The organism is Bacillus cereus group sp. N8 (assembly GCF_016483685.1).
GTDB classification, from domain to species: Bacteria; Bacillota; Bacilli; order Bacillales; family Bacillaceae_G; genus Bacillus_A; species Bacillus_A proteolyticus.
In genome coordinates this window covers 113,441-140,009 of record NZ_JAEHBK010000012.1, presented here as the reverse complement: position 1 = coordinate 140,009, position 26,569 = coordinate 113,441, and the positions used below count along the sequence as shown (strand labels likewise).

Here is a 26,569-nt window from a genome sequence, read left to right as displayed (position 1 = left end):
ACACCTACTTTCATTCCTTTTAGACTAAACAGTTGTCGCTATTCCTGCCAAAAATAAACTTATTATTGCTAAAAATGGCGTTCCGACTATTGCTCCTCTTAAGTGAAACATATAGTCTTTATACCCCTTCATCCCCTCTGTACTAGGAATAACAACAAACCTCGGAGTAATCCAGCAAAATATAAGCCAATCGATTATTAATAAATCTACTAAATTAAAAATCATTACAATCCCCAAAGAATGTAAATAAGCCTCAATATACAATAATTTCACATGGTGATGTAGTATACATGTAGAAATGAAAGGTGTTCCGAAGAGAATAATATTGTAAATAATTCCGAAATAAAACGTTTGCTTTTTTTCATTTATCGATTTTGGCAAAACTACTTTTTGAATATCTTTCGGATAATCATTTAACCAAAGACGAGGATTATAATATGTAGACCCTAATATCATAATAGACAGTATAAAAGACATGGAAATACCGACAATCACCATTTGTCCAAATTGCCCCACAAATGTCCCTCCTTATTTGAAATTTTGACGTACGTAATTCACTTAATTAGACATTGTATGCATGTTATGACTTAAAAATTATCTAATACCATTAATAAATTTTTTTCATTACAATCCGCTTTTTCCTAACGTCCATTCTTATTTCTTGCAATATGGTTGCAAACTTAATAAAGTAAACATCAAATTAGTGTTGTTCACCTTCGCTAATTACTACAGAATATATTTCTTTAAATTTACATAACGATAGGATTGGTGAAACGAATGAAAATCGAACATATAGCAATTTGGGTAAATGATTTAGAATTAATGCGTACTTTTTATACAAAGTATTTCAACGGCAAAGCAAACTCTTTATATCATAACGAAACAAAACAATTTGAATCATATTTTATTACGTTCAAATCTGGAGCGCGCCTTGAAATTATGCGTAAGAAAGGCATAGAAAACGAGCCTAACCTAAATATAACTGGCTATGCACATATGGCATTCTCAGTTGGAAGCGAAGAACGTGTGAATGCACTGACAAAAACGTTAAAAGAAGCAGGTTATCCTCTATTAAATGGACCACGTTTCACTGGAGATGGTTATTACGAAAGTGTAGTAGGTGATCCTGAAGGTAATCAAATAGAGATTACTATTTAACTGTCGATTATCTTTTCTGAAGAACTATTAAAAATTCGTTTGGAGGAATCCGATGCATAAACTACATTTCAAAAAATTTGAAGCAATAGATTTTAATCCATACTTCCAGCTCGTATCAAATGAAAGAGTGATGGCACAAATTACAGAGCGTACTATTCTGCTAGAAAAGGCACAAAACGACTATGAAAAATTGTTAAGGCGCAATGAAAAGCATAAACTGTTTGGGTCTTATAAAGTTTATGACAGTGCAACAAATGAATTTATCGGCCTTGGACATGTAACAGTGAATGAAGATAATGTAAAAGAAGCTGAAATTGGGTATATGATTTTGCCAGAACACTGGGGAAAAAGATATGGTAGTTATATTGCAAGAGAATTAATTGAAATAGCGAAGCAGACAGATGTAAACGTACTAAAGGCAATTATCGATCCAAATAATATCCCCTCTCGAAAAATATTAATAAACGTTGGTTTTACATCAGATGTAGTTTGTGAGATTGATGGATTACCTGGGGAAATTTTAAGCATATATATTTAACTTTATTAAGGCAATGCTGCATTTGAGATACATGTAGTGTTGCCTTTTATTTATTATCTCGATTCCCTGATAGACCCGAAAATCCCATTCTAGGAATAATCAACCTCACTCATTCATTTACTTATAACGTATAGTCAGTTCTATTTTTCTATTTGATTTTACACCTGACGAATAACATTTTAGATATTTTATTTTGTGACAAGGAGAGAAGACTTAAATGAGTAATCAAAATATTGAACTTACAGGACGTATCGTAACTCCCGGAAATCCAGAATATAATTCCGCTAGAGAGGAATTCAACACATTTTCAACTTCCCGCAAAGTATTCCGCCCTTTTAATAGTCGATACTGAAATTTATAGTTTATATTTCTAGCAAAAAAGGAACGATTCTTTCCATAAATATTATGGAAAGAATCGTTCTTTTTCAATGCTGGATGTATTTCATTTCTTTTTTCATCTTTTTTTAATGTTCTTTTTATCCTAATTTCATCTGAATCTCATTCTTATTAGTTACACTCTGTTTATACATAAATAACTAGTAAGGAGGAATCATATATGAAAAATTATGAGACGGACCAAAATAAGAATAGAAATAATATCCCTCTTCCTGATGAAGTCACTTCTGTTTCATCAGGAGGTTGGCAGATGCTGAGCAAAGTTCCAGAAGTCACGATTTTCTTCTGGATTATCAAAATCATGGCAACTACAGTGGGCGAAACAGGTGCGGACTTCTTAAATACCAACTTGAACTTTGGCTTGACTAAAACGACATTTGTTATGAGTGCTCTCTTGTTCATCACACTGTTCTTCCAGTTCAGATTGAAGAAGTATGTTCCAGGGATTTACTGGCTCACTGTCTTGCTAATTAGTGTTGTTGGCACGCTAGTTACCGACAATCTTACGGACAACTTCGGGGTCGCTCTAGAGACGACCACCATCGTTTTCACACTTTTCCTACTGGCAACTTTTACTGCTTGGTATGTGAGTGAAAAGACACTGTCCATTCACTCTATTTACACAACAAAACGAGAAGCATTCTACTGGTTGGCTATCCTGTTCACCTTCGCCTTAGGTACTGCAGCTGGGGATCTCGTAGCAGAGAGTCTCAACTTAGGTTACTGGATTTCAGCGTTCATATTTGCCGCATTAATTGGGGCTGTAACCGTCGCTTACTACCGCTTCAAATTAAATGCAGTGTTGGCCTTTTGGATCGCTTATATTTTAACTCGTCCTTTCGGTGCCTCTTTTGGCGATTATCTATCACAGCCTCACGATTCTGGCGGTCTTGGTCTCGGTACAGTGGGAACAAGCGTAATCTTCCTCGTAATAATCTTGAGCTTAGTTATTTATTTGACCAAGACGAAAAAAGACGCGAGCCCGAGCCTTAATTAATATATATTTTGTCTAAACCTTAAAATAGGTGACATGATTTCCTAATCGTTATTACAAAATTTCAACCAAAAGAAAATTAAAAGGCAATACTACTTTAAACTAACAGTAGTATTGCCTTTATATAAAATAAATCATTATTCCCTTGTTTCGTCTACTATACTATGAATTAAAGAAATTAGAGCTTGTTTTGTTCCCTCATCTGTAACTTTTGCATCATCACTAAATTTAGTGCGTACAGACGGGATTAATAACGAGCCATTTTGAACGACAACTGTATCTAACATGCCTAGTGTAAGTAACAAAGATTCATGGGCTTTATCCCCTCCCGCAATTGACGGTGAAGCTGTTATGATCGCCACTGGTTTTTTATATAGTTCCGCTGAAGACACAAGCCATTCTAATGCATTTTTCAAAACTCCTGGTATACCTTTTGCATACTCCGGTGTACAAATAATCAGTGCATGTGATTCGCTTAATGCCTTTCGAAACTCTTGAACAACAACCGGTGCTCCCACTCGATCTACATCCGGATTAAAATGAGGAAGTTCCTCTATTCCTTTATATATAGTGTAATCTACTCCATCTGGAATAAATGCGGCCAAAGTTTTTAATATGTTTGTATTGGATGATCCTTTCCTAATGCTGCCTGAAATCGCTATGATTTTTTTGTGTTTACTCATATGATCGCCCCCCTACAAACATCATACTTATGCAGCCATTGAAAAATCAAAAATAATTAACTATTTAACAAGTTGTATATTCATTAATTTTGTTTACATAATAATATTATGTAAACAAAATTATCCTTTTAACGAGATTGTACTTGTTTTCCTACTAACATACATACCAACTACATTACAAATATAGTGCCCCCTATTAGCATCAACGAGAAGGAATAAACCTTGTAAAAAAACATTTATAACTCCACTGATACGCAGAAAAATAAAAGAGAATAATTCAAAAATACCCTATGAATCATTCTCTTTTTATTTTCATATTTTAACATGCTGGATATGCCTTAGAACCCAAATAACGTTCTTTTATAAGTTGACGATGATGAAGCTCATGACCAGCAATTATGTTTGCTAATGCAAGAACCGTGACTTCAGAATTGTTTGCAATTCCCCTTTGTAACCAAGCTTCTTTATCTAAACTTTTAAGCAAATACATAGTAGATTGGCGAACAACTGTTAAATTCTCAAGAAGATCTTGCATAGATTGCTTATCAAAAGCTGCTCTAAGAACATACATATCATCGTTATATCCAGGAAGTTCTGCTGTCTCGCCTCTTGCTATGGAAAGCAATCGATACGCCAGAATACGTTCAGTATCCGCAATATGACCGATTACTTCTTTTATACTCCATTTATTAGGAGCATATCTAAAATGTCCATCACTATCAGAAATATCCTTCAATAAAAGATTCGTTTCCTTCATTTGTTGCTCTAGGATATGTATGATATCTCCATCTGGTATTAAGTTTATGTACGTTGAATAATACGGGTTATATTCATTTGCTTCTGGTCTCTTTTGCATGCTTATCATCCTTTTTATTTTATCCTTATATACAACTTACCATAAATTATTATCATATTAATCAAAAAATTTTAATTTTAAAATAAAAGGTCCCCATCCTATAGGATTACATTAACAAAGCGGCTTATCCCCAAGCCCCCAACTAAACCATTTCCCATGCCCTTCCGTTTCCCCAATCGTTTCACAATATTCGTTTCCGTGAATATAATAATCAACATGAAGATCCCGATCCCACATGTTGTTGTATAGGTGAAATACATCACGTTTTGCACCAATTTTTTTAATTTGTCTTTCTAATTCATGTTTTATATTGTCAGGTATTTGATTGGCTACATGTGTATGGAAAATACAAATCACCGCATCTTCACTTATTTGATTTGCAATGACCGGGAGAAGTGCTACCCCGTCACCTTCTATTAATTGTACTGATTTTGCTTTTACAAGCGTTGCTGCTTGATCGAATAGTTCCAGTCTTTCTTTATGTTCTGGCCAAATAAGCGCTCGTAACCATAAATAGTCTTCGTCATCACTTAAATCGTTCACATGTAAATCTAGTCCGATTCTTTCTACGACAGGTGGACTTCGCTTTAGCAAATACGGCATATTCTCCCCTCTTATTTCAGAGGTTAAATGAACATTCGATTGTGTATTTCCATACACTTTTTCCATTCCATATGAATAACGATATTGGTCCCAAAATAGTTGTAATCCAGAACTTGTACCAATCTCTATTAACGCTAACGGTTTGTTCACTTTATTAAATATGTAACAGAAACTTGGATACAAATAGGCACATCGTCTTACTTCATTCGTTTGAACGAGTTTCGTTTGTAATAAAGTAATTATTTCTTCACGATATACATGGCAAAAATCTTTAAATTGGTGAAAGGCATTTTCAAAATTTGTATCAGCATCTTCAACTAAACTATAATAATACCTTTTTAAACTGTGTTCTTTTCCTTTTAACAATAAATAATGGACTGCACCTAATAATAAGTTTGGGATTGGTTGACCAGGTTGTGCGTAGGAAGCTAACGTAAGAACTTCCTCATCTTCAGAAATTTTTATTGATAAATACTCGTATAAATCACTTGATCCTTTACATTCATTCTCAGAAAAATTCCGAAAAAAGTTTGCGATTTGTTCTTTTGTAAGCATTGGTATCCCTCCTGTTTTATTTTCAGAATAATCTTACCATTAATTTGTTTTTTACTCTATTTTTTCAAATTAGATGTAATAAAAACAGATTCTTACAAATTCTCAAAGATAAAAACTTAAAAATAAATGTATTAGTAAGTTTTTTTGAGATAACATCAAACTGGAATTCTTCTCCAAATTCCGCTTTACTACAATGCTTTTTACCCTTATGACAGAAGAATTCTGCGAAATAAAGCGTTAAATAGTTTAAAATTATCAGATAACACTAGATATTTTAGTCTATTAATTATTATAATAGAGTATGAGATGGTTATATAATTGAGACAAAAAAGGTAAATACCTAGGTGGGGCCTAGGTGGTGTTTTCTTTTTACGGCTTAGATATAAAAACACCTACTCTTTTTTGCCAATATAGGGGATGGAGAGATTATCATGAGCAACATGCAGCAAAAAACAGACGTTATCTTAATTGGCGCTGGAATTATGAGCGCAACGTTAGGATCATTACTTAAAGAATTGGCACCTGAATGGGAAATTAAAGTATTTGAAAAACTCGCAAATGCCGGAGAAGAAAGTTCTAACGAATGGAATAATGCTGGTACAGGACATTCTGCGCTATGTGAGCTTAACTATACATCCGAAAAATCTGACGGGTCTATAGATATTGGTAAAGCTGTAAAAGTAAATGAGCAATTTCAACTTTCAAGACAATTTTGGGCGTATCTTGTTAAGAAAAACTTAATTCGTAATCCACAAGATTTTATTATGCCACTACCTCATATGAGTTTGGTGCAGGGAGAAAAAAATGTCGAGTTTCTAAAAAATCGTTTTGAAGCGCTTTCAAAAAATCCTCTATTCCAAGGAATGGAATTTTCTGACGCTCCTGATACATTAAAAAAATGGCTTCCACTTATTATGGAAGGCCGTGACTCTAATGAATCAATGGCTGCAACGAAAATCGATTCTGGAACAGATGTTAACTTTGGTGCGTTAACGCGCATGTTGTTTGATTACTTAAAAACTAAAAATGTCGAGCTAAACTACAAACATAGTGTTGAAAATATTAAACGTACGAAGAACGGTTTGTGGGAAGTGAAAGTACATGATATGAATAGTGGTAAAATCGAACACCATACTGCAAAATTCGTCTTTATCGGCGGCGGTGGCGGTAGTCTACCTCTACTTCAGAAAACTGGTATTCCTGAATCAAAACATATTGGAGGATTCCCAGTAAGTGGACTATTTATGGTATGCAAAAACCAAAAAGTTGTAGAGCAGCATCATGCAAAAGTATACGGAAAAGCTAAAGTTGGTGCTCCGCCAATGTCTGTACCTCACCTTGATACGAGATATATAGACAATAAAAAAGCTTTACTGTTTGGACCGTTCGCTGGATTCTCACCTAAATTCTTAAAAACTGGTTCAAATCTTGACTTAATCGGTTCTGTAAAACCGAATAACGTCTTAACGATGTTAGCAGCTGGTGTAAAAGAAATGGGATTAACAAAATACTTAATCCAACAAGTTATGCTATCACATGAAAAACGTATGGAAGAATTACGTGAGTTTATTCCGAACGCAAAAAGTGAAGATTGGGATATTGTAGTTGCTGGTCAACGTGTGCAAGTAATAAAAGATACTGATGCAGGTGGTAAAGGAACACTGCAGTTTGGTACAGAAGTTGTTAGTGCATCTGACGGATCAATCGCTGCGTTACTTGGTGCTTCTCCAGGTGCTTCTACTGCTGTTCACGTTATGCTTGAAGTATTAGAAAAATGCTTCCCAGGCCGCATGGTAGAATGGGAAGAAAAAATAAAAGAAATGATCCCTTCTTATGGCATTTCGCTAACTGAAAATCCAAGATTGTTCCAAGATCTTCACGCTTCAACAGGACGCACACTTGGGTTAAATGAAAAAGAAGCTGTTCACAATTAACGGATAGATTAAAAAACGACATAATAAAAACGTCCGATATATTCGGACGTTTTTATTTTCTACTAGAAATTATACTTATCAATATTATCCTTTGTAAATACAACTCGTTCAGGTAATACGATAATACCATTTCCTTCTGCCTCATAGTCATACCCTTGAATAGAGTTTGGTTCTACTTTCACTTTTCCGATTCCTTTTACTTCAAAGCTATCCCCTACTTTTAACTTCTTCCCTTTTACAACAATTTCATTTGCGACATACGTTGCGAGTGCACCTTGCTGTTTAACATCCCATAAACCAAATTGCTCTACTGTTCCTCGTTTTACATAATCACGCATAACGTTCGGCGTTGAAAACCCAGTTACGACTACTTTTTTATCCATTTTCAAATTTTCAGTAGCTTGCGCCATCGCTGGAAGTGCCGTTGCATCTGGACATATTACTGCGTTAATATCCGGATACGTTTTTAAAATACTCTCCCCTACTGATAAAGATTTTTGTGCATTATTTTCACCATATTGCGTCGTTACAATTTCCCAGTTCGGGTATTTCTCTTTTATAATCTCTTTCGCCTTCGTTACCCATTGGTTTTGATCTGTTACAGTCGGGCTTGAATAAAAGAATGCGACCTTCCCTTTATCTCCAATTTGCTTAGATGTCATTTCTATTAATAAATTTGCAAGTTGATCTGGTGTACCTTGGCTAATATAAAACGAACGGTCTTTCGGATTCACATCAGAATCCCACGTTAATACAGTCATCCCCTTTTTCTTTGCACGTTGCAGTGATTGCGAGAGACCATCAACTGACGTAGATGAAACCATAATTGCATCGTAGTTTTGATTAATGAAATTGTTTATATATTTTACTTGCCCTGATACACTCGCCTCAGACGGTCCATCATACTTCACCTGTACACCTAACTTATCCCCCATCTCTTTTGCACCTTCACCGCCTGATGTGAAGAAGCCCACTCCTGTTAATTTCGGAATGAACGCAAATTTCACATCGTCTGCTTTTTTCTTATCTGCCGTTTGGCTAGAGCAAGCGATTAAACCGATTAAACAAATACACATTATAATAACAATCCCCAGTTTTCTTTTCATGACATTTCCCCCTTATGCAAATTCCGTCTTTTCCCCGTAGTGAATCGTTGTAATTTGAAATGTCTCATAATAACAGAAACGATAAGGATAATACCTATTACTACATTTGATTGTTCATTCGTTAAGCCAGTCATTTGCAAACCGTACTGCATGAGTCCTATAAAAATACTCGCTAGTACTGTCCCAATAATACTCCCTTTTCCGCCCGTAATAAGTGTGCCGCCTAATACAACTGCCGTAATAACTGGCAAAATCGTTTCACTTCCAATATCAGCACGAGCAGAACCGAAATACGCTGTTAAGAAAGCTCCTCCTAACCCAGAAAGTACGTATGCAATAATCACTACTTTCTTCGTTCGAATCCCGGAATATTTCGCCGTACTTTCATTTGCACCAGTTAGTTTTGCGTGACGGCCGTATGTTGTATGGTGAAACAATATCGTAAATACTATCGTTAAAATGACAAGGAGCCATAATAAATTAGGTATACCGATAAAACTACCATTTGCCAGTTGCACATACGAATCTGGTAAACCACTAATTCCTTCATAACCCGTTGCCCCCGAACCACCTGAAATAACAAGAGCGATTCCTGCATATAAAAACATCGTTCCAAGTGTAACGACAAGGGGTTCTACATCTGTCATTTTTATAATAAGTCCATTTAATCCGCCGGCTATACAACTTACTACGAGCGCAATGATAACTGCCAGCAGTATAGGCACACCATTCATCCAAAGTACGCCGATAAGAATCGAAGTAAGCCCCATAATAGATCCTACTGATACATCAATTCCGCCAGTTACAATGACAAATGTCATCGGAATAGCCGCAATTGAAATAATGAGGAAATCGTTCATGCTAAAAAGGAGGTTACTAATGTTTAAGAAATCACTATTTATGAAACTAAAGAAAATGAATTCTACGAGAAGCAATAAGAGAAGTACCCCTTCCCATCTATACAAACTACGTATTCCCCTCATAGATTCACCCTCCTTTCTTCTAATTGCCGGAGTTTCTTCCATTTTTTTAAGACACTATCTAATATAATGATGAGTAAAAGTAAAAATCCTGAAATAGCACTATTCCAAAATGCAGGAATTTTTAAAAAGACGAGTGAACTGCTTATCACTTCTAAAAAGAATGCACCTAATGCCGCTCCAAATATAGAACCTGTTCCTCCTTTTAAATGAATACCACCTAATACAGCAGCGGCGATCACTTGCAATTCTATCTCTGTACCTGTTTGATTTGGAACGAACCCAATATTCATTACGAATATGCATCCAGCGAGCCCAGCGCTTATGCCTGATATGATAAACGCGTATATTTTCACTTTATCTACATGTATTCCAATAAGCCTTGCACCATCTTCATTATCACCTACCGCATAAAAAAACCTTCCAATTTGTACTTTCATTAAAAAGAAATATAGTAGCAGCAATATGATAAGAACGGTCCATATGGTTACCGGAATACCGAGTATCATAATAGAAGAAATTTGTTTATACTCATTCGGAATATCTTCAATCCACTTTCCGCCCGTAAATATTAACATTGCACCTCTAATAATCCCGAGCATTCCTAATGTCATAATGATAGCTGGCACTCGAAATTTCGTAACGCCAATTCCGTTTACCATACCAATAAGAGCACCAAGTATAATTGCCGCAAACATTGAAATAAAGGCACTGTATCCATCTGTTAACAGCATCCCGCAAACTGCAGCGCTTAAGCCCATAATAGATCCTACTGATACATCTATATTTTTCGTAAACAATACGAAAGATTGACCAATTGCCAAAACAACTAAAATAACGCTTGATTTCAGCATTAAAGATAATGAGCTAAAATGAATAAAACTAGGATTCATTACTCCAACGAAGGCTATATAAAGAAGTAATAAAATAATAATAGACATCTCATGCATTTTAAATACACGTTTCACTCCGTTACACCTCCCTTTCTTCCATATGCCAGGCGTGTAACTTCATCTATACTAATTTCCTTCTTTTCTAAATGAGAGACAAATTCTCCGTTTCTCATGACATATACACGATTTGCTAATTGAACAATTTCTTCTACATCTGAAGAAATTAATATGATCGCCAGTCCTCTTCTTTTCAAACTTAATATAGTTTCGTATACTTCTAGTCTTGCTTTCGCATCAATACCACGGGTCGGTTCATCCAAAATAATCACTTTCGGATTACATGCAAGATATTTCGCTAGCACGACCTTTTGTTGGTTCCCACCCGATAAAGAGGTCAGCTCTTCATTCATATGAGAGACAACAATTTGAAACTGTTTTATATACAATTCGGATAAAGCGCTTTCTTTTTTATTATTTAAAAAGAAGCTACTCATACTGTTTAAAGATGCAGATGTTATATTATCCTTAACAGACGCATTTGCAAATATACCATTCCCTGCCCGATCCTCCGGTACATACACCATACCTTCTTTTATTCGCTTATGTACCGAATACTTCGTAATGGCTGTTCCCTCTAATAAGACGGCACCTGATTTCAAAGGCATTAATCCAAATATTGATTCGGCTAATTCTGTCCTACCTAATCCGACGATACCTGCAATCCCAACAACTTCCCCAGCATGTACAGTTAATGATACATTTTGAAACGCGTAACTAGACGCATTCGTGACATCTAAAATTATTTCCGAAGGCTCTATTTCTTCATGTACGATTTCTTTCCTCTCCTCAAGTCTAGAACCTTTTGGCAATAACCCATCCATTAGCAAGTCATATGTATAGCTCGATACATTTCCCTGACTAACAATTGTACCATCGCGCAAAATCGCTACTTTATTTGCAATTTCAAAGATTTCTGGAAAACGATGTGTAATGTATATCATGCCAATTCCTTTTTCTCTTAAGCTTTTTATCAACACAAAAAGACTCTTAATTTCGTGAGTTGTTAATGTCGATGTTGGCTCATCTAAAATAAGAATCTCAGCTTCCCTTATTAATCCCCTCAATATTTCTACTAATTGTTGCTGGGCAATGGATAACGATAACCCTAGATCATGAAGTTGAATGTTCCACCCTAATTCTTCTAGCAACTTATTAATTTTATTTCGAAGCTCTTTCTTTTTCGCTTTCATTCCGATACAAATGTTCTCTTCAATTGTCATATGAGGAAAAATGAGCGGCTCTTGAGGAATTAAATACATGCCATGTTGATGTGCTTCTGCTGTGTTTGAAAACTTTTGTATTTCTCCTTTCACAAACATTTTTCCTGAATCGTATGAATGTAAACCCGTTAATATTTTCATTAACGTTGATTTCCCGGCACCATTTCCACCGACTAAAGCGTATACGTCTCCACGCTCTAATTGTAAATTGACTTCTTTTAATACGAGTTGATCTGCAAATGATTTACTCATCTTTGTAACTTGTAATAAGGGCACGTTCTCCACATGATGTCACCTACCTTTATCCCGCATTAACTGGCAGTAAAACTCCCACCTAAAAATTCGGCTTGGGCAAAGAAGTTAGGTATGAGATAAACTGCCAGTAAATTCCTGATTGGTGAGGGCTAATAATCAGTGGGGGATGAACAAAACCCCCACTGATTAAAGTTTCTCTTTATCCAAAACATTTTTTGAGAAGATGATTTTTTGTTCTACTTGTTTTGTAGCATTGTATATTTCTTTTTTCATATCTAGAACACTTTTTTCACCGGACTATTTATCGTTTCAACTGGAATAATCAAAATAACGAACACATATGTTTAAGCAGTGGTCAATTGTTGAAAGGGATGAAGAGCATGTCACAGCTGAACTTTGAAGACAATTTGTTAACAAAAGTAGCATGGTATTACTATAAAGATGAACTAACGCAACAAGAAATTGCTTCACTTCTCCACATTTCAAGAAATAAAGTTGTTCGGTTGTTAGTTAAGGCACGTACGGAAGGTATCGTCACATTTCAAGTAAAAGGTACTGGTTTACACTGTTTAAGCATCGAACGTGACCTTATGAAAAAATTCCATCTAAAAGATGCTTTCGTTATTCCAACACCAACTGAAGATTATGCATCATCACTTGGAAAAGCTGCCGCACAATATTTAGAAACTCATCTGCAACAAGGAGATTTACTCGGCATTGGCTGGGGCGAAACGATTAGTAAAATGCTAGAAAACATTCATTTTGAAACTTCTATGAATCTCTCAATCGTTACTCTTACAGGAGGCGTAAACCACTATATTCCAAGAAATCAAAGCTATTTAAACTACATGCAAGGCGACCTTCATATTATTCCTACCCCTTTTCTTACATCTACAAACGAAATGACGCAAATTATTCTATCAGAACCGAGCGTGAAAGATATGCTTCACGTCGCTTCACTCGCGCATACAGCAGTAGTTGGCATTGGCAGCTTATCTCAAGACGCCACAATTGTGAAAGAAGAAAAACTAACATTACGTGAAATGACATATATACGTAGTCAGAACGGGGCCGGAGATATTTTAGGACAATTTTACAATACTGCCGGAAAACAATTAGAACTTCCTCATCATAATCGTCTTATCGGCACAACACTCTCTGTTCTTAAAAATATGAAGCATGTCGTTGGTGTAGCTGGCGGTATAGAAAAGATAGATGCAATATACGGCGCCTTAAAAGGAAAATTCATTCATACATTAATTACTGATGAAGAAACTGCCCTCTCTTTATTAAGAAAGGAAGGTGAATCTTAATGTCTACTCTATTAGCTTACGATGCTGGTACAGGAAGTATTCGAGCAGTTCTTTTTGATTTAAACGGTAATCAACTTGCTGTTAGTCAAAAAGAATGGATTCATAAATCAGATATTCGTTATCCCGGTTCTATGAATTTTGATGTAAAAGAAAATTGGAAGCTCGTTCAAGAATGTACGAAGGATGTCCTTCAAAAAAGTAATACGTCCCCCTCTTCTATTAAAGGTATAAGTGCAACGAGCATGCGTGAGGGCTTTGTTTTATACGATAAAAACGGGCAAGAAATATGGGCTTGTGCAAATGTTGACGGCCGCGCATCAGCGGAAGTTAGTGAGCTAAAACAAATTCGTTCCGAAATTGAAGAAGATTTATATAAAAAATCCGGTCAAACTTTTTCATTAGGTGCTTTACCTCGCTTACTTTGGATAAAGAAGCATGAGCCAGATGTATACAGAAACATTCATTCCTTTACGATGTTAAACGATTGGATTTTATATAAATTGTGCGGAAGTTTGCAAATTGATTCTTCCAATGGATGCACGTCCGGTATATTCGATTTACAAAATAGAGTTTGGGATAACTCGGTTGCTGAGCAATGTGGACTTACGCTAGCCTTTTCACCAAAAGTTAATGAGGCTGGCTCGGTAATCGGGAGTGTCACAAAACAAAGTGCTATATTAACAGGGTTATTTGAAGGAACACCTGTCGTTGCTGGCGGCGGTGATGCTCAAATGGCATCACTCGGGACTGGCGTTGTAAAGCCTGAACAAACATTTATATGCGGGGGAAGTTTTTGGCAACAAGAAGTAAATATAACAAAATCAGAAACTGATCCAAATGCGGCGATTCGTGTAAATTGCCACGTCATTCCTAACCTATGGCAATACGAAACAATCGCTTTCTTCCCTGGCCTTGTTATGAGATGGTTTCGAGATGCTTTTTGCCAAGAAGAAAAAAGACTCGCTGATAAACTCGGTGTAGATGCTTATGAATTATTAGAAGAACAAGCGAAAGAAGTTCCTGTAGGTTCACATGGCATAATTCCTACTTTTTCAAATGTAATGAATTATATTTCATGGCGACATGCTGCACCATCCTTTTTAAATTTGAGTTTAGATGCTGACAAATGTGGGAAGAAAGAGATGTTTCGTGCAATTGAAGAGAATGCGGCCTTCGTTACACTTGGCAACTTGAAATTAATTGAAGCTCTCACTGGTAAATTCCCTTCTGAAGTAATCTTTGCTGGCGGAGCTGCTAAAGGAAAACTTTGGCCACAAATACTAGCAGATGTCCTTGGGATCCCTGTTAAAGTACCCGTTGTAAAAGAAGCCGCTGCTTTAGGTACCGCAATTGCCGCTGGAGTTGGCGCAGGCATATATGAATCACTCGAAGAAACTGCAGAGCAATTTGTACAGTGGGAAAAAACATTTAAGCCAAACGCTGAAAATCATGAGATTTATAAAGGATTCTATGAAACATGGAAAACGGTGTATGCTAGCCAACTTTCTTTAGCCGATAAAGGTTTCACATCACATATGTGGATTGCCCCTGGTGCACTGTAACACATTACATAAAGGAGTGATTTTTATGCTAAAAGTGAATGAAAATGATTTCACATATCGCTTCAGTGATAACGGGCCGAAATATTTAATACAAGGTCCAAATATTGATCTTGGCCTTGTCGTCATTCAGCCTGGGCAAGAGTTTCAAAATCATTATCATACAACGTGCGAAGAAGTCTTCTATGCATTAGAAGGAGAAATAGATTTCTATGTGAATAACGAAAGAGTTCCAATCAAACAAGGTGATGTCTTACAAGTTCGCCCTCATGAATCTCACTATCTAATTAACCATTCTGACAAACCTTTTAAAGCTGTTTTTATAAAATCACCACATTTACCAAATAAAGATACTGTACAAACGGAAAATCCAACATTAACGAAGGAGTGATTTCACATGACTTGGGGATTTAAAAATCGATTAAACACAATTTTACCTGATGGCAGAGCAGTTATGTTAGCGATAGATCACGGCTACTTTTTAGGACCAATTCACGGACTAGAACAACCGTTAGAAACAGTTAAAAACTTACTTCCTTATACAGATTCCCTCTTTTTAACGCGCGGTGTACTTAGCTCCTGCATTCCTGAAAACTGCAGCACACCGATGGTTATGCGTGTATCAGGCGGGGCGACCGTCGTCGGTAAAGATTTAGCGAATGAAACAATTGTTACACCTGTGAAAGAAGCAGTAAAACAAAACGCAATTGGCGTCGGCGTTTCTGTCTTTGTAGGATCAGACTATGAAACACAAACTGTTTCAAATCTCGCAAACGTAGTTTCAGAAGCTCACGATTACGGACTGCCAGTACTCGGCATTACCGCCGTTGCGAAAGAATTACAAAAACGTGAAGCTCGTTTTCTAGCACTTGCCTCCCGCGTATGTGTTGAAATGGGTGCTGATATTATTAAAACGTACTACTGCGAAGGATTTGAAAAAATAACGAGCACATGCCCTGCTCCAGTCGTAATCGCGGGCGGTCCGAAACTAGATTCAATCGAAGACGCATTAAACATTACGTACAACGCCCTCCAAGAAGGCGCAATCGGAGTAGACATGGGCCGAAACATATGGCAATCCGAACATCCAGCTGCGATGATTCAAGCAATTCATGGCATTGTGAAAAATAGATTGAATGTGAAAGAAGCGCTGGAACTTTATGATGATGTGAAAAATTAAAGTAAAAGACAGACTATTACACTTAAATATATACAAAATCAATATTTAATATAAGGAAAAGCCCCTATGTTAAATTACTGAGTAACCTAACATAGGGGCTTTCTTTTACATTTTTTATTGTTCTGAATTGGGTCAGATTTCTAGAGATCGCGTACGTTCCAAACAATCTCACCACGCTCACCCCACGTACTGTGATGCCGCTTAAATCCTATCTTTTCTAATACCCGGAAGGACGCAACATTCCAAGCGCCTACAGTCGACCAAAGTCTTTGGCGCCCCGTAGCAATCGCGGCCTCTAGCACAGCTGATGCTGCCTCTGTCGCATAACCCTTGCAATGAGCACTGCGGAACAACTCGTATGCAATCTCCGGCTCTTCAAGCGTGGAACGACCGATAATTAAGCCACAGTATCCGATGAAATCGCCTTCGTCTCGCCTACGGATAGTGAGAAGAGAAATACCATTTTCAGCTGCTTTCTTGCGCATCTCAATAAGATAGCTACGAACAGAGTCAATGGTTGGCATGTCCACACCACGTTCGCCAATTAATTTTCTCAGCCATACTGCATCGGATTCCTCCCACATATTCAGGTCGAGTCGTTCCGTTTTCAACTGAAACGCCATATCTTTATATATAGCTGTCATAGCGTCAACCTCCTATTCATATCACTGTACTACTCATAATAGTTTCACACCTCATCAGATTGTAAACCCGATTGATTTGCAAATCTATTTTCCAACTCTCGCGAAAGTTTACAGCAACAGTATACAAAAAATTAGTGATGTTTAATGCATAAGCAATTATCCTAAGAAATAGACCTTTTTATCAAACTTTATTTCAAATCTACAGCATTTGGTTTAAGTTGACTACACTCTAGTTCATTAATGGTTTTATTTGTTTTAGATTTTCAATTATCATACAAAACATCTTTCTCTACTTCTTAAAATAATGATATACTCCCAATAATTTGCTGCCATAACCGGTGTATCCTTACTATATTCACGCTTAATATTTATATTTTTGGCTCTGCTCAATTTTAATGTTGAAAATTGAGTATATTAGAGGGGAACCCAACTATAAGGGTTTCCCATTTTTATACTTTCGACTTTTTCGCTGTTAAGAAACATTTTTTAGCCAAGTAATAATTCGAATTACCTGAAATGGTTCAAACCAAGTAATTAAAAACATCACAACGAAGTAAGAAATAAGTGATATGAATTTTAATTTTCCTTTTTCCCGTTTAGCAACTGCTATAAAACTTAGTACAATTCCAACTAAAAAAGAAATAAAACTAAAAAGGACAATCGGCTCAGAATATCCATCTATTATCCAATTTAATCCGAATAATAATATCCCTGCAAACATCAAGATCATTGATAATAAACTGAATTTTTTCATAATTATACCTCCAAATATGATTTTACCATTTTAAGGAGTAAACGATAATTATTTTTTGTTGCATTAGAATGAACAATTACGCGATAAACTTAGATAAACGTAAGCTCTCATACGTATCAATCATTTCATACACAAATGATGATAAGAGAAACTTTTTTATATTGCGTTTAGCGCTTTCGTTACTGCAACTATCAATAAATAAAAATCAAGCAAGATAGTTATCGAAATATTTTTGTAACCACGCCTTTAAATCGGTCTATCCATTGTTTCATTCGAAAATGGAGACCATTTACATTATAGATTAATCAAGAAGCTGTCTCACAAGTCAGATTTTTGACTAAAATTCGTTTATTTTTTGCTTTGGTGTTCCATTAAAAAAGCGAATAAAATGATCAAGCCCCTTTCCAAACTGGATAAGGGGCTATATATATCTTCAAACCATTACTCTTGATGATTGCTATTGAGTTTTTAGACTTTCTTACCATCTCTATAGTCAAGGCAAGATACTTCAATTAACAATCCATTAAACATTGTAAAATAAAAACCATAACTACTACCTCTCATAGAATACGGTGCCTTTTCTATTTCAATGCCGCCAGCTACTAAACGATTATATGCTTGATCAACTTCATTTGAAGTATCCACTAAAAAACCAATGTGAAAAGCTTCAGGATACATAACTTCCTTATTCCCCTTAAATGCTTTTGGATCGCTTAGCACAAGTATAAATCCACTCTCATCACTCATCACTACAAGTGCCTTTCCCTTTTGCTCCAAAAATTGAAAATCAAAAAATGTTTCAAAGAAATGCCTCGCTTCTGATAAATCATCAACACATAGATTTAAATGATTCAATCTCATTCACTCATCTCCTTTTAAACAGAGGGTATATATACTCATATTGATAACACTTACATATGTAAGGAAAGATATACCGTCTAAGACTTTTTTAATACTCTTATGCTTTTTCCTGTAGCCTAGAACATTTTTCGAAATGAATGCAATCATATGAACAATTCGACATGGAGTATCGATTTACCTATATAAGTTGACAAGTGTTATAGCCATATTATTTTTTCTCCAAATTAAGTAAAATCCACTCAATCAAGAAAATTGCTGAAGAGATGCGCTCTATTGTCTCTCCTAAAAATAATTTATTAAGTAATGCATCCAAATGGATTGGTTTATTAGGCAACACTTGAATATACCTTAAAACAGATCCCACTGGCGGTGTAGGTTTGTTATTAATAGCCCATATCCCTTCTAATAATGTCCAAGTTGACGTATGGACTATGTATGAAGCTTTTAACTCATCGTTTGCTTTCAATGCAGACTGAATTTTTATTAGCGAACTATGTAACCAATGAGAAATGCCTTTTACTTTATCACTAGAAACACGGTAGTTTTCAAATTCATGTTTAGCTATTTCCTTTAACTTTTTCAGCTCACCGCTTTTATCAAATAAAAATTTCCCTTCTAAAAATGAGTATAGTTCCATCGGATTGTTTTTAAAGTTTAATTGAATTTGATTAAAATCTGCATACTTATATTCAATTAAAATACCTTCTCTCATTTCAGAATCAAATTTCTTCTTTTGTCCGTCATCTAAAAGAATATATAAGTCTAAATCCGATTCAGGATATGCATCACCTCTTGCGACAGATCCGATCAGCATACATCCATTTACCTTATCTATAAATAAGGTTTCGGCTACTATTACTTGCACTAATTTTTTATGTTGTTCATGTTTAATAGATGTTTGTGCTTCTAACATTTGTAACCTCCAAACATATTATTATGGAGTTATTCGTTACCTAAATATATTGTACTTCTCTTATAATCTTCTACATACTTATTCAACAATTGTCAGTTCATATACAATTGCGTCTTTACTGCTTTTTGTTTTATCTTGAATCGTTACAATATCTCCAGCTTTTATTTTCGGTGCATTCACCACTTTTACCATCTCTGGCGGAACATATCCCCCATTATTCTCTTTATTTAGTGGAAACCACTTTACTGATTTATTAGTTGCTTCTAAAATTTTATATTTAATTGTACCATCATACTTTATTTCACCAACAAGATCTTTTACTAATATAGGTGTATATTTACCCTCTTCTTTTTCTAAAGAGATATAATCACCTATATCTAGGATACCGTTTCTTATAGGCGCCTTCCATTTTGTTGGATTTAAATTACTTAAACTTACTTTCACACTATCTTCTTTTTTTGAGTTAGCATCTTTTAGAAATATTTCATTATAATTCTTATCAATAATGATATACTCTTTCTGCTCTACTATTTTTGCACTGCTTTCATGTTTTTCTTCCTCATTCTTAGATACTTCTTCTTTCACATTATTATTACTACACGCTGATAATAATGCCGTTGCTAAAGCTGCCATTAGTAACATTTTTTTCACTTCATTTACCTCCATTTATAACTAAACGAATAAACATGTATCACATCCATATTTTACTATAAATCAAAAAGAGAGGATATTTGTTTATTAATAAACAAATATCCTCTACCTTTAATTATATTTTACGACTTCTGATAAGCCGATTTCGATGATTTCACATAATAAACCCCATGTTCAACATTAATGATATGATCTGGTTTTGGTTTACCACGGCTCGCTCTATGCCCTGCTAAATGTTCTTCACTCGTTTCCCAGTTTTTCCATGCTTCTTCAGATTCCCAGCGAATCATAACGACTACTTCTTCGTCTCCTCGTCTTACTTTTTTCACGAGTACACTTAAGTCGATGAATCCTTCAAATTTTTCAATAATACCTTCTCCAGTGAAATGCTGTACTACTATATCCGATGTACCTTCTTTTACTGTAAATGTCTTCGTTTCGATAAACATATATCCCACTCCCTCTTTGTAATACGAATACTAGTATTCTTCTATTATAATTGACTATGATAATTATTTTCAATTATAAAGTTTTAAATTTTTAGAATTATGCAGACTTCTCTTCAATCGACTCATCTAAAAATTTAAAATACGGTAGCACTATCCCTATTAAAGAAGTGACACATATAATCACACCGATGATAAAGTATAATACTCTCACTCCCCACATTTCACTCAGTATTCCCCCTAATAACACACCTAATGGCATAGCGGATCGTATGAAAAATAGTCGCACTGAAAATACTTTTCCTATCATATTATTTGGGACAGTTTGTTGGCATATTGTCGTGTTATGAACATTGAAAAATGCAATACATATACCGGCAATTACTTCGATTACAATCGCAATAATAATACTATTATTTAAACCTAGTGAAATGTAAGTAAGTCCCCCTACGAACAATCCTCCAAGCATAAGTAGTCGACGGCTTCTATACTTCATTTTCCCAACTAATATGGAACCAACTACATAGCCAAGTGGGAACCCTGCCATAAAATAGCCGTACTCCGCGTATCCTGCTGACAGCTCGTCTTTTATATACGGCAAGTTTGTAACCATCGTTACCCCTACCCCAAATTGTACGAAAGTAAGAAATACACCGAGCCAAATGATTATTGGTTTTGTAAAAAAATATGTAAAACCGTGAAGAAACTGTTCTAGCCACGTTTTTCTCAGTTCTTGTTTTAACCTTTCTTCTTTTATGAAAAGCAACAATCCCCCACTTATAAATAGACAAATACATACGAGCAATATTGTTAATTTGATTCCAATAAATTTAATAACGATACCACCTAATATTGGCGCAAGAAACATCATAAGACGGGTCATTCCATCTATATACGCATTTGCATCTTGAAGCTGCTTTTGACTTACAATGCTTGGTGTAATTGCTTGACTTGCAGGTGTATAAAGCGGTGTAATGAGCCCGATTATTATTTGAACGACATACACGTGCCAAACTTCTATATTACCAGTAACTAACATCATTAAAGGTAGTAAGAAAACAGATGCTCGCATCCATTGCGAAAAAATCATAATCCACTTTCTGCTCCATTTATCTATAAATGGTCCGCTTATTAGTTGCAGTATGAGAGACGGGATAAAATATAGTAACCACATGCTACTTAATGCTGTTTTTGATCCTGTTAACTCATATACAAGAATTGAATTACAAAACGTCCCGAAAGCCCCGCCCAATTCTGAAATTGCACTGCCAATCCACATAAAAAAGAATGAACGATTTTTTAATACATTTTCCATTATAACGCACCAACTTTTCTATTAAATTCCTCCCTTTATGTACATTCTCGTTGTATATTATCTATTTAAAAATACTTCTAATTCTTTCGCTAAAGACTGTACTGCTTTCTTTCTCAACACATATTTGCCGTCATGAATATCAACTAACTTTGCGGAACGTAATAATTTTAAATGGTGATGTACTGTTGATTTCCCAAGTTGTAATCTTTCCGTTATTTCCTGCAATGTACGTTCTTTTTCAAACAACATTTTTACAATTCTTAATCTCGCTTCATCCCCAAGCGCCTTATGTTTATGTACTAAAAAATAGCTCGGCTCATATGGATCTTCCGGATGAATACTTTCATTTGCGACCGGATAATGAAATACTTTCGTGTCTTCAATATCTGCTTCTATGTTCCACGGTCTGTATGTCATTTGCGGGATAAGAAGTACATGATGCACACTTGGCTCTGGCATATATAAAACTCCTCCTGTAGCCCACTCGACAAACTCTTCCGGTTTCATCTTTTTATTCATTTCATTTTTCGCTTCATAATCTCGCTCTAGTATAGAAAGTAGTTGCTCTTCCTCCTTCTTAATGACACTCTCATACCATCCTGTCATAACAGCGATTAAATGCCCTTTTAATAATTTCATATTTGTATTACATATAAACTCAATATACGTAGAAAAAAATTGATGTTCCTGTGTCAGTTCCTTTAGTTCATGTATTGCAGTTACATCTCCATTTGCTGCTAAACGTCTTTTCTCCTCATACTTTTCTCCTAAAAACGGTAAACATATATACTTCAAATCTTCTACTGAAAGTGAATCGATTTTAGCATTAAACTGCGCTAAGTCCTGAAAATCTCCATCATACAGTAACTGTAGCAACGCTTTCCACGTATTGTGCTTCTCGACAAATTGCAAATGCTCTATCATTTCATGAGGTAAAGATTGTCTTGTTTCCTCCCATTCACTTTGAGTCTTTTCAAGAGTATCGATTAACCTCTTATGAGTAATTGCCGCAATGCCAAGTGCACATTCGAACAGTATCGAATACTTCATTTGAACGTTATACGTTTCCCTTTTTCTACTCGTTACGTGAAAGACTTCCATTTAATCTCCTCCTTACTTGCTATGTATTAAATTCTATATTTATCGAATTAAACCTTCTGTATTTTTAGAATTTCGAAACATCAAGAAATTTATTTCGCTACAATTTTTAAAATTTAAGCTGCAATTGATTTTCTTGTTCAACTATGAGGCAGGTTTCTTGATGAGAAAGGAGAATTTATTGCAGTAAGAAAAATGATTTAGAAAGCATAAGTTTATTTATACAATTGCTACAACGGCGTCATATTGTTCTTTTAGAAACTTCAAAATATCAATCAGATAATAAATAGGTACGTTTCTACCTAATTTCTCTAACACTTATTGTTGGTCTATCTCATAGTTAAGGAGGCTATACGAATGGGTAAAAAAGAAATATTACAAAATGGAGTCAAACAAGTTTTTTACGAAGAAGAATGGTACCCACCGATATCAGAAGCGTTAAAGAATCTTACTGCTGCACAAGCATGTTGGCAACCAGAAGGAAAGGCCAGTAATACGATTTGGGAAAATGCAAACCATTTACTAACCTTTAAAGAGCGCTTACTTTCCCGCTTACATCAAGATGACACATTTGTTGCTCCACAAAATAATGATGACACGTTTGTCCAAGGTGGACCTAATGATGAGGATGCTTGGCAGCAAACAGTGAAGCGAACGCTTCAAGTACATGATGCCTTACAATCTTCATTAACATCCCTTCAAGAAGCAGAACTGGATCAACCAAGTCCTTCTCTACCGGTTTGGCAACAATATATGAATATCCTATTGCACGATGCTTATCATACAGGTCAAATTATACAAATTCGTAAACTCCAAGGTTCATGGCCATCTCATCGCTCCTATTTATAAACGCTGATTAAAGATGATAGACAAGCATATGATTCTATATTTAGCAGAATAAGTACAAAAAAAAGAAAATGAGATTCTAACTCTCATTTTCTTTTTTTGTTGGAGAAACGTCCTACATAAAACTTTAATCAATGAGATTTTGTCCATCCCCCACTGATTATTAACCCAAACCACTCGGGCATTTCCGGGCCATTAATACGGGATAAAAAGTTCATTCACACCTATCGATTCATCTGGGCATCGTTCAATAGCCCAATGATTTCACTCAACATTTCTTCTGTGAAAGCACCTGCACTAAAGTTTACTAATGCTCGTAATGGCATATAGTTCAGCATAGCATCCATCATTTCAGAGGCATCACTATCCCCTTCAGTCATACTAGCAAACGGGCTGTCTTTTAATGCCTTTTCCATAAGCCCCTTTGCGATTGGTGCTAAAATTGGGTCCGCAAATATATCCCCTAGTAAAGTATTACGATGTACTGGTTTTCGAATTATAGTCTTTGATTGAATATACACGTTATCTTGTAAAACTATCTCTCTTGAAGACTTACCTACTAAAATCTCAAATTCACCAGTTTCAACATGCCAGTCCTTCAATTCAACATTATAATAAGCAAATGATCTTTTATTTAAAATAAAGTTAACCGTTTTTTCTTCTCCCGGCTGCAATTCTACTTTTTCAAATCCTTTTAATTCTTTCTCAGGACGAATCATAGTACTTTCAATATCTTTTATATAGAGTTGAACAATTTCTTTCCCTGCCGTACTACCAATATTTTTCACGTTTACAGTGACAGAAACTGTCTCCGTATCCTTTATTTCTTTCTTATCTACTGAAAGATTACTATACTCAAAGTTTGTATAGCTTAACCCAAAACCAAATGGGAACAATGGTTCAATATTTTTCTTATCGTAATAACGGTATCCGACGAAGACACCTTCTTTGTATTCCACTTTGTCACCTTCTCCAGGAAAGTTTAAGTAAGAAGGATTATCGCTTATAACTTTCGGGAATGTTTCTGCTAATTTCCCGCTTGGATTCGCATCACCAAATAATAAATCAGCAATTGCTCCGCCTAATGCTTGCCCACCTAAATAGCCTTCAAGTATTCCTTTTACTTTACCTATCCATGGCATTTCAATCGGTGCTCCGTTACTTAAAACTACAACGATATTACTTTGAACTTCCGCAATAGCCTCAATTAATTGAACGTGATTCTCTGGCATTTGTAAATGCTTTCGATCAAAACCTTCTGACTCATAACGATCTGGAAGTCCAACAAAAAGGACCACTGTATCTGCGCTTTCTGCAATCTTTTTTGCTTCATTAGTCATGTTTTCATCTACATCATCGCTTGCAAGATTATAGCCTTGTGCAAATAATATGTTTGTTTTTTCACCTGATACCATTTCGATTTCTTCGAGAATACTTTCAAGCTTTGTCGGATTAATATGAGAACTTCCGCCGCCTTGATAACGTGGTTGCTTTGCAAATTCTCCAATTATCGCTACCGTCCCCTCTTTTTTCAGCGGAAGGATGGAATCTTCATTTTTTAACATAACCATACTTTCACTTGCAACTTCTCTAGCAAGCTGATGATGCGCGTCCTTACTATACACAGCGTTTTCTAATTGGTTATCATAAGCTTTAAAAATAATGTAAAGTAATCGCTCTACTGCTTGATCAAGCTTTTCTACAGATAGCTCACCACCATTAACTGCATCAACAATCTTCTTCTCACCAATTCCAAAGCTTGAAGGCATTTCCAACTCCAAACCGTTAGCTAAACCTTCAACACGCTCATTTACTGCACCCCAATCAGAAACGACAAAACCTTCAAATCCCCATTCATCTTTTAAAATATCATTTAATAAATAGTTATTTTCCGAAGCGTATTCACCATTTACTTTGTTGTAAGCACTCATTACTGTCCAAGGCTGTGCTTCCTTAATGACATCTTCAAAGCTAGCAAGATAGATTTCACGCAAAGTTCTTTCATCAACAATTGCATCTACAGACATTCTGCGGTGCTCCTGATTATTAGCAGCGAAATGTTTTAATGACGTTCCAATCCCTTGACTTTGTACACCTATAACATGGTTTGCAGCCATTTGTGATGATAAATATGGGTCCTCTGAAAAGTACTCAAAGTTTCTTCCGCATAGCGGCGAACGTTTTATGTTTGCACCTGGTCCAAGGAGAACACCTACATTTTCAGCCTGACATTCCTCTCCTAATGCAACCCCTACTTGATTTATTAATTCTTTATTCCATGTACTCGCTAACCCTACTGCTGATGGGAAACAAGTCGATGGAATACTGTTATAAATCCCTAAGTGATCTGCTCCCTCTGCTTGTTTTCTAAGGCCATGTGGCCCATCAGTTACCATAATAGAAGGAATTCCTAATCGCTCAATCCCTTTTGTATTCCAAAAGTCTAATCCAGAACATAGACTCGCCTTTTCTTCTAACTTCATTTGTGAAATAATTTTCTTAATATCCCTTTTCATGATAGCCCTCCTAAAAAACAATTAAGTAAACGCTTTCTTAATGTCATTATAGTTATTATTTTTTAGATATTATGGTATATTTTTTAGAATACTTGTAAAAATTTTGGCTGATTATATTTATGATTACTTTGCAGAGTAACATAAGATGTACCCTCTTATTGTGAAACCTTTGCTTAAGAGAGGATTTTATGTTGCCTTTAACTTGTACATATATTGGCTAATGTTTAATGAATAGAGGTTAA

Annotated in this window: 26 protein-coding genes and 2 pseudogenes; 10 read left to right on the top strand and 18 right to left on the bottom strand. The window is 35.6% G+C overall.

All coding sequences use genetic code 11. The features are described 5' to 3' along the window. Window positions 1-24: 24 nt before the first annotated feature. Window positions 25-516 carry a nitroreductase gene (locus JDS80_RS18425; protein WP_199639592.1) on the bottom strand — a complete coding sequence of 164 codons (492 nt, stop codon included), beginning with the start codon at window positions 514-516 and terminating at the stop codon, window positions 25-27. A 261-nt stretch (window positions 517-777) separates the two neighbouring features. Here JDS80_RS18425 and JDS80_RS18420 point away from each other — a divergent pair, with 261 nt between their 5' ends. From JDS80_RS18420 to JDS80_RS18410, 4 genes and pseudogenes are all read left to right on the top strand, one after another. Further along, on the top strand, window positions 778-1,158 hold the full coding sequence (locus JDS80_RS18420; RefSeq protein WP_199639590.1) for a VOC family protein: 381 nt from the start codon (window positions 778-780) through the stop codon (window positions 1,156-1,158). Window positions 1,159-1,210: 52 nt separating this feature from the next. After that, on the top strand, window positions 1,211-1,696 hold the full coding sequence (locus JDS80_RS18415; protein WP_199639588.1) for a GNAT family N-acetyltransferase: 486 nt from the start codon (window positions 1,211-1,213) through the stop codon (window positions 1,694-1,696). Window positions 1,697-1,913: 217 nt separating this feature from the next. Continuing rightward, a pseudogene (locus tag JDS80_RS31515) lies at window positions 1,914-2,003 on the top strand (BBE domain-containing protein); the annotation flags it as partial. A gap of 249 nt (window positions 2,004-2,252) precedes the next feature. Then, complete coding sequence (locus tag JDS80_RS18410; protein ID WP_199639586.1) at window positions 2,253-3,089, top strand: COG4705 family protein; 837 nt, start codon at window positions 2,253-2,255, stop codon at window positions 3,087-3,089. 134 nt (window positions 3,090-3,223) lie between these two features. Here JDS80_RS18410 and JDS80_RS18405 read toward each other — a convergent pair whose 3' ends face one another. The 3 genes from JDS80_RS18405 to JDS80_RS18395 form a co-directional block, all read right to left on the bottom strand. After that, window positions 3,224-3,769 (bottom strand): NADPH-dependent FMN reductase, encoded by a 546-nt coding sequence (locus JDS80_RS18405; RefSeq protein WP_071746334.1) that lies wholly within the window; start codon window positions 3,767-3,769, stop codon window positions 3,224-3,226. A gap of 319 nt (window positions 3,770-4,088) precedes the next feature. Continuing rightward, a complete protein-coding gene (locus JDS80_RS18400; RefSeq protein WP_199639584.1) occupies window positions 4,089-4,625 on the bottom strand; it encodes a DinB family protein in 537 nt (178 codons plus the stop codon). Between the two features lie 111 nt (window positions 4,626-4,736). Further along, window positions 4,737-5,783 (bottom strand): DUF2332 domain-containing protein, encoded by a 1,047-nt coding sequence (locus tag JDS80_RS18395; protein ID WP_199639582.1) that lies wholly within the window; start codon window positions 5,781-5,783, stop codon window positions 4,737-4,739. A gap of 431 nt (window positions 5,784-6,214) precedes the next feature. On the opposite strand from JDS80_RS18395, the gene JDS80_RS18390 reads away from it, so the two are divergent. Continuing rightward, on the top strand, window positions 6,215-7,717 hold the full coding sequence (locus JDS80_RS18390) for a malate:quinone oxidoreductase (RefSeq protein ID WP_199639580.1): 1,503 nt from the start codon (window positions 6,215-6,217) through the stop codon (window positions 7,715-7,717). A gap of 62 nt (window positions 7,718-7,779) precedes the next feature. On the opposite strand, the gene lsrB is transcribed toward JDS80_RS18390, so the two are convergent. Genes lsrB through JDS80_RS18370 form a run of 4 tightly spaced genes read right to left on the bottom strand, consistent with a single transcriptional unit; the run spans window position 7,780 to window position 12,261 of the window. Further along, complete coding sequence (gene lsrB, locus JDS80_RS18385; RefSeq protein ID WP_071772872.1) at window positions 7,780-8,823, bottom strand: autoinducer 2 ABC transporter substrate-binding protein LsrB; 1,044 nt, start codon at window positions 8,821-8,823, stop codon at window positions 7,780-7,782. Beyond that, window positions 8,820-9,806, bottom strand: a complete 987-nt coding sequence (locus tag JDS80_RS18380; protein WP_199639578.1) for an ABC transporter permease — start codon at window positions 9,804-9,806, stop codon at window positions 8,820-8,822. The genes lsrB and JDS80_RS18380 overlap by 4 nt, the downstream gene beginning before the upstream one ends. Continuing rightward, window positions 9,803-10,771 carry an ABC transporter permease subunit gene (locus JDS80_RS18375; protein ID WP_199639576.1) on the bottom strand — a complete coding sequence of 323 codons (969 nt, stop codon included), beginning with the start codon at window positions 10,769-10,771 and terminating at the stop codon, window positions 9,803-9,805. Before JDS80_RS18375 ends, JDS80_RS18380 begins: the two co-directional genes overlap by 4 nt. Continuing rightward, the gene (locus tag JDS80_RS18370) at window positions 10,768-12,261 is read right to left on the bottom strand and encodes an ATP-binding cassette domain-containing protein (RefSeq protein ID WP_199639574.1); all 1,494 of its coding nucleotides are present in this window, start codon (window positions 12,259-12,261) and stop codon (window positions 10,768-10,770) included. Before JDS80_RS18370 ends, JDS80_RS18375 begins: the two co-directional genes overlap by 4 nt. Before the next feature lie 350 nt (window positions 12,262-12,611). Here JDS80_RS18370 and JDS80_RS18365 point away from each other — a divergent pair, with 350 nt between their 5' ends. The 4 genes from JDS80_RS18365 to lsrF are packed head-to-tail and all read left to right on the top strand — an operon-like array spanning window position 12,612 to window position 16,283. Further along, a complete protein-coding gene (locus JDS80_RS18365) occupies window positions 12,612-13,544 on the top strand; it encodes a sugar-binding transcriptional regulator (RefSeq protein ID WP_199639572.1) in 933 nt (310 codons plus the stop codon). Continuing rightward, on the top strand, window positions 13,544-15,106 hold the full coding sequence (gene lsrK, locus JDS80_RS18360) for an autoinducer-2 kinase (protein ID WP_199639571.1): 1,563 nt from the start codon (window positions 13,544-13,546) through the stop codon (window positions 15,104-15,106). The genes JDS80_RS18365 and lsrK overlap by 1 nt, the downstream gene beginning before the upstream one ends. Window positions 15,107-15,131: 25 nt before the next feature. Further along, window positions 15,132-15,494: a cupin domain-containing protein gene (locus tag JDS80_RS18355; protein ID WP_199639569.1), complete on the top strand. Its 363-nt coding sequence runs from the start codon at window positions 15,132-15,134 to the stop codon at window positions 15,492-15,494. 6 nt (window positions 15,495-15,500) lie between these two features. Further along, window positions 15,501-16,283 (top strand): 3-hydroxy-5-phosphonooxypentane-2,4-dione thiolase, encoded by a 783-nt coding sequence (gene lsrF, locus JDS80_RS18350; RefSeq protein ID WP_000219780.1) that lies wholly within the window; start codon window positions 15,501-15,503, stop codon window positions 16,281-16,283. 140 nt (window positions 16,284-16,423) lie between these two features. Here the strand turns inward: lsrF and JDS80_RS18345 are convergent, their stop codons facing one another. The 9 genes and pseudogenes from JDS80_RS18345 to JDS80_RS18305 all read right to left on the bottom strand — a co-directional run bounded on the left by JDS80_RS18345 (window position 16,424) and on the right by JDS80_RS18305 (window position 22,968). Continuing rightward, a complete protein-coding gene (locus JDS80_RS18345) occupies window positions 16,424-16,927 on the bottom strand; it encodes a GNAT family N-acetyltransferase (protein WP_199639568.1) in 504 nt (167 codons plus the stop codon). A gap of 472 nt (window positions 16,928-17,399) precedes the next feature. Then, a complete protein-coding gene (locus JDS80_RS18340; RefSeq protein ID WP_199639566.1) occupies window positions 17,400-17,681 on the bottom strand; it encodes a hypothetical protein in 282 nt (93 codons plus the stop codon). A 76-nt stretch (window positions 17,682-17,757) separates the two neighbouring features. Next, window positions 17,758-17,983: pseudogene (locus tag JDS80_RS18335) on the bottom strand (IS1595 family transposase); the annotation flags it as partial. Window positions 17,984-18,149: 166 nt separating this feature from the next. Beyond that, window positions 18,150-18,542, bottom strand: a complete 393-nt coding sequence (locus JDS80_RS18330; protein ID WP_199639564.1) for a VOC family protein — start codon at window positions 18,540-18,542, stop codon at window positions 18,150-18,152. Window positions 18,543-18,750: 208 nt separating this feature from the next. Next, window positions 18,751-19,455 (bottom strand): nucleotidyltransferase domain-containing protein, encoded by a 705-nt coding sequence (locus JDS80_RS18325; protein WP_199639563.1) that lies wholly within the window; start codon window positions 19,453-19,455, stop codon window positions 18,751-18,753. 78 nt (window positions 19,456-19,533) lie between these two features. Continuing rightward, window positions 19,534-20,121 (bottom strand): hypothetical protein, encoded by a 588-nt coding sequence (locus tag JDS80_RS18320; protein ID WP_199639561.1) that lies wholly within the window; start codon window positions 20,119-20,121, stop codon window positions 19,534-19,536. 107 nt (window positions 20,122-20,228) lie between these two features. Further along, window positions 20,229-20,555 (bottom strand): antibiotic biosynthesis monooxygenase family protein, encoded by a 327-nt coding sequence (locus tag JDS80_RS18315; RefSeq protein WP_071746350.1) that lies wholly within the window; start codon window positions 20,553-20,555, stop codon window positions 20,229-20,231. Window positions 20,556-20,652: 97 nt separating this feature from the next. Next, a complete protein-coding gene (locus tag JDS80_RS18310) occupies window positions 20,653-21,867 on the bottom strand; it encodes an MFS transporter (protein ID WP_199639559.1) in 1,215 nt (404 codons plus the stop codon). A 57-nt stretch (window positions 21,868-21,924) separates the two neighbouring features. Further along, window positions 21,925-22,968, bottom strand: a complete 1,044-nt coding sequence (locus JDS80_RS18305) for an ArsR/SmtB family transcription factor (RefSeq protein WP_199639557.1) — start codon at window positions 22,966-22,968, stop codon at window positions 21,925-21,927. A gap of 354 nt (window positions 22,969-23,322) precedes the next feature. Here JDS80_RS18305 and JDS80_RS18300 point away from each other — a divergent pair, with 354 nt between their 5' ends. Continuing rightward, window positions 23,323-23,814, top strand: coding sequence for a DinB family protein (locus JDS80_RS18300; RefSeq protein ID WP_199639555.1), 492 nt, complete (start codon window positions 23,323-23,325; stop codon window positions 23,812-23,814). A 221-nt stretch (window positions 23,815-24,035) separates the two neighbouring features. On the opposite strand, the gene JDS80_RS18295 is transcribed toward JDS80_RS18300, so the two are convergent. Then, a complete protein-coding gene (locus JDS80_RS18295; protein WP_199639553.1) occupies window positions 24,036-26,327 on the bottom strand; it encodes a glycoside hydrolase family 3 C-terminal domain-containing protein in 2,292 nt (763 codons plus the stop codon). Window positions 26,328-26,569 lie beyond the last annotated feature (242 nt).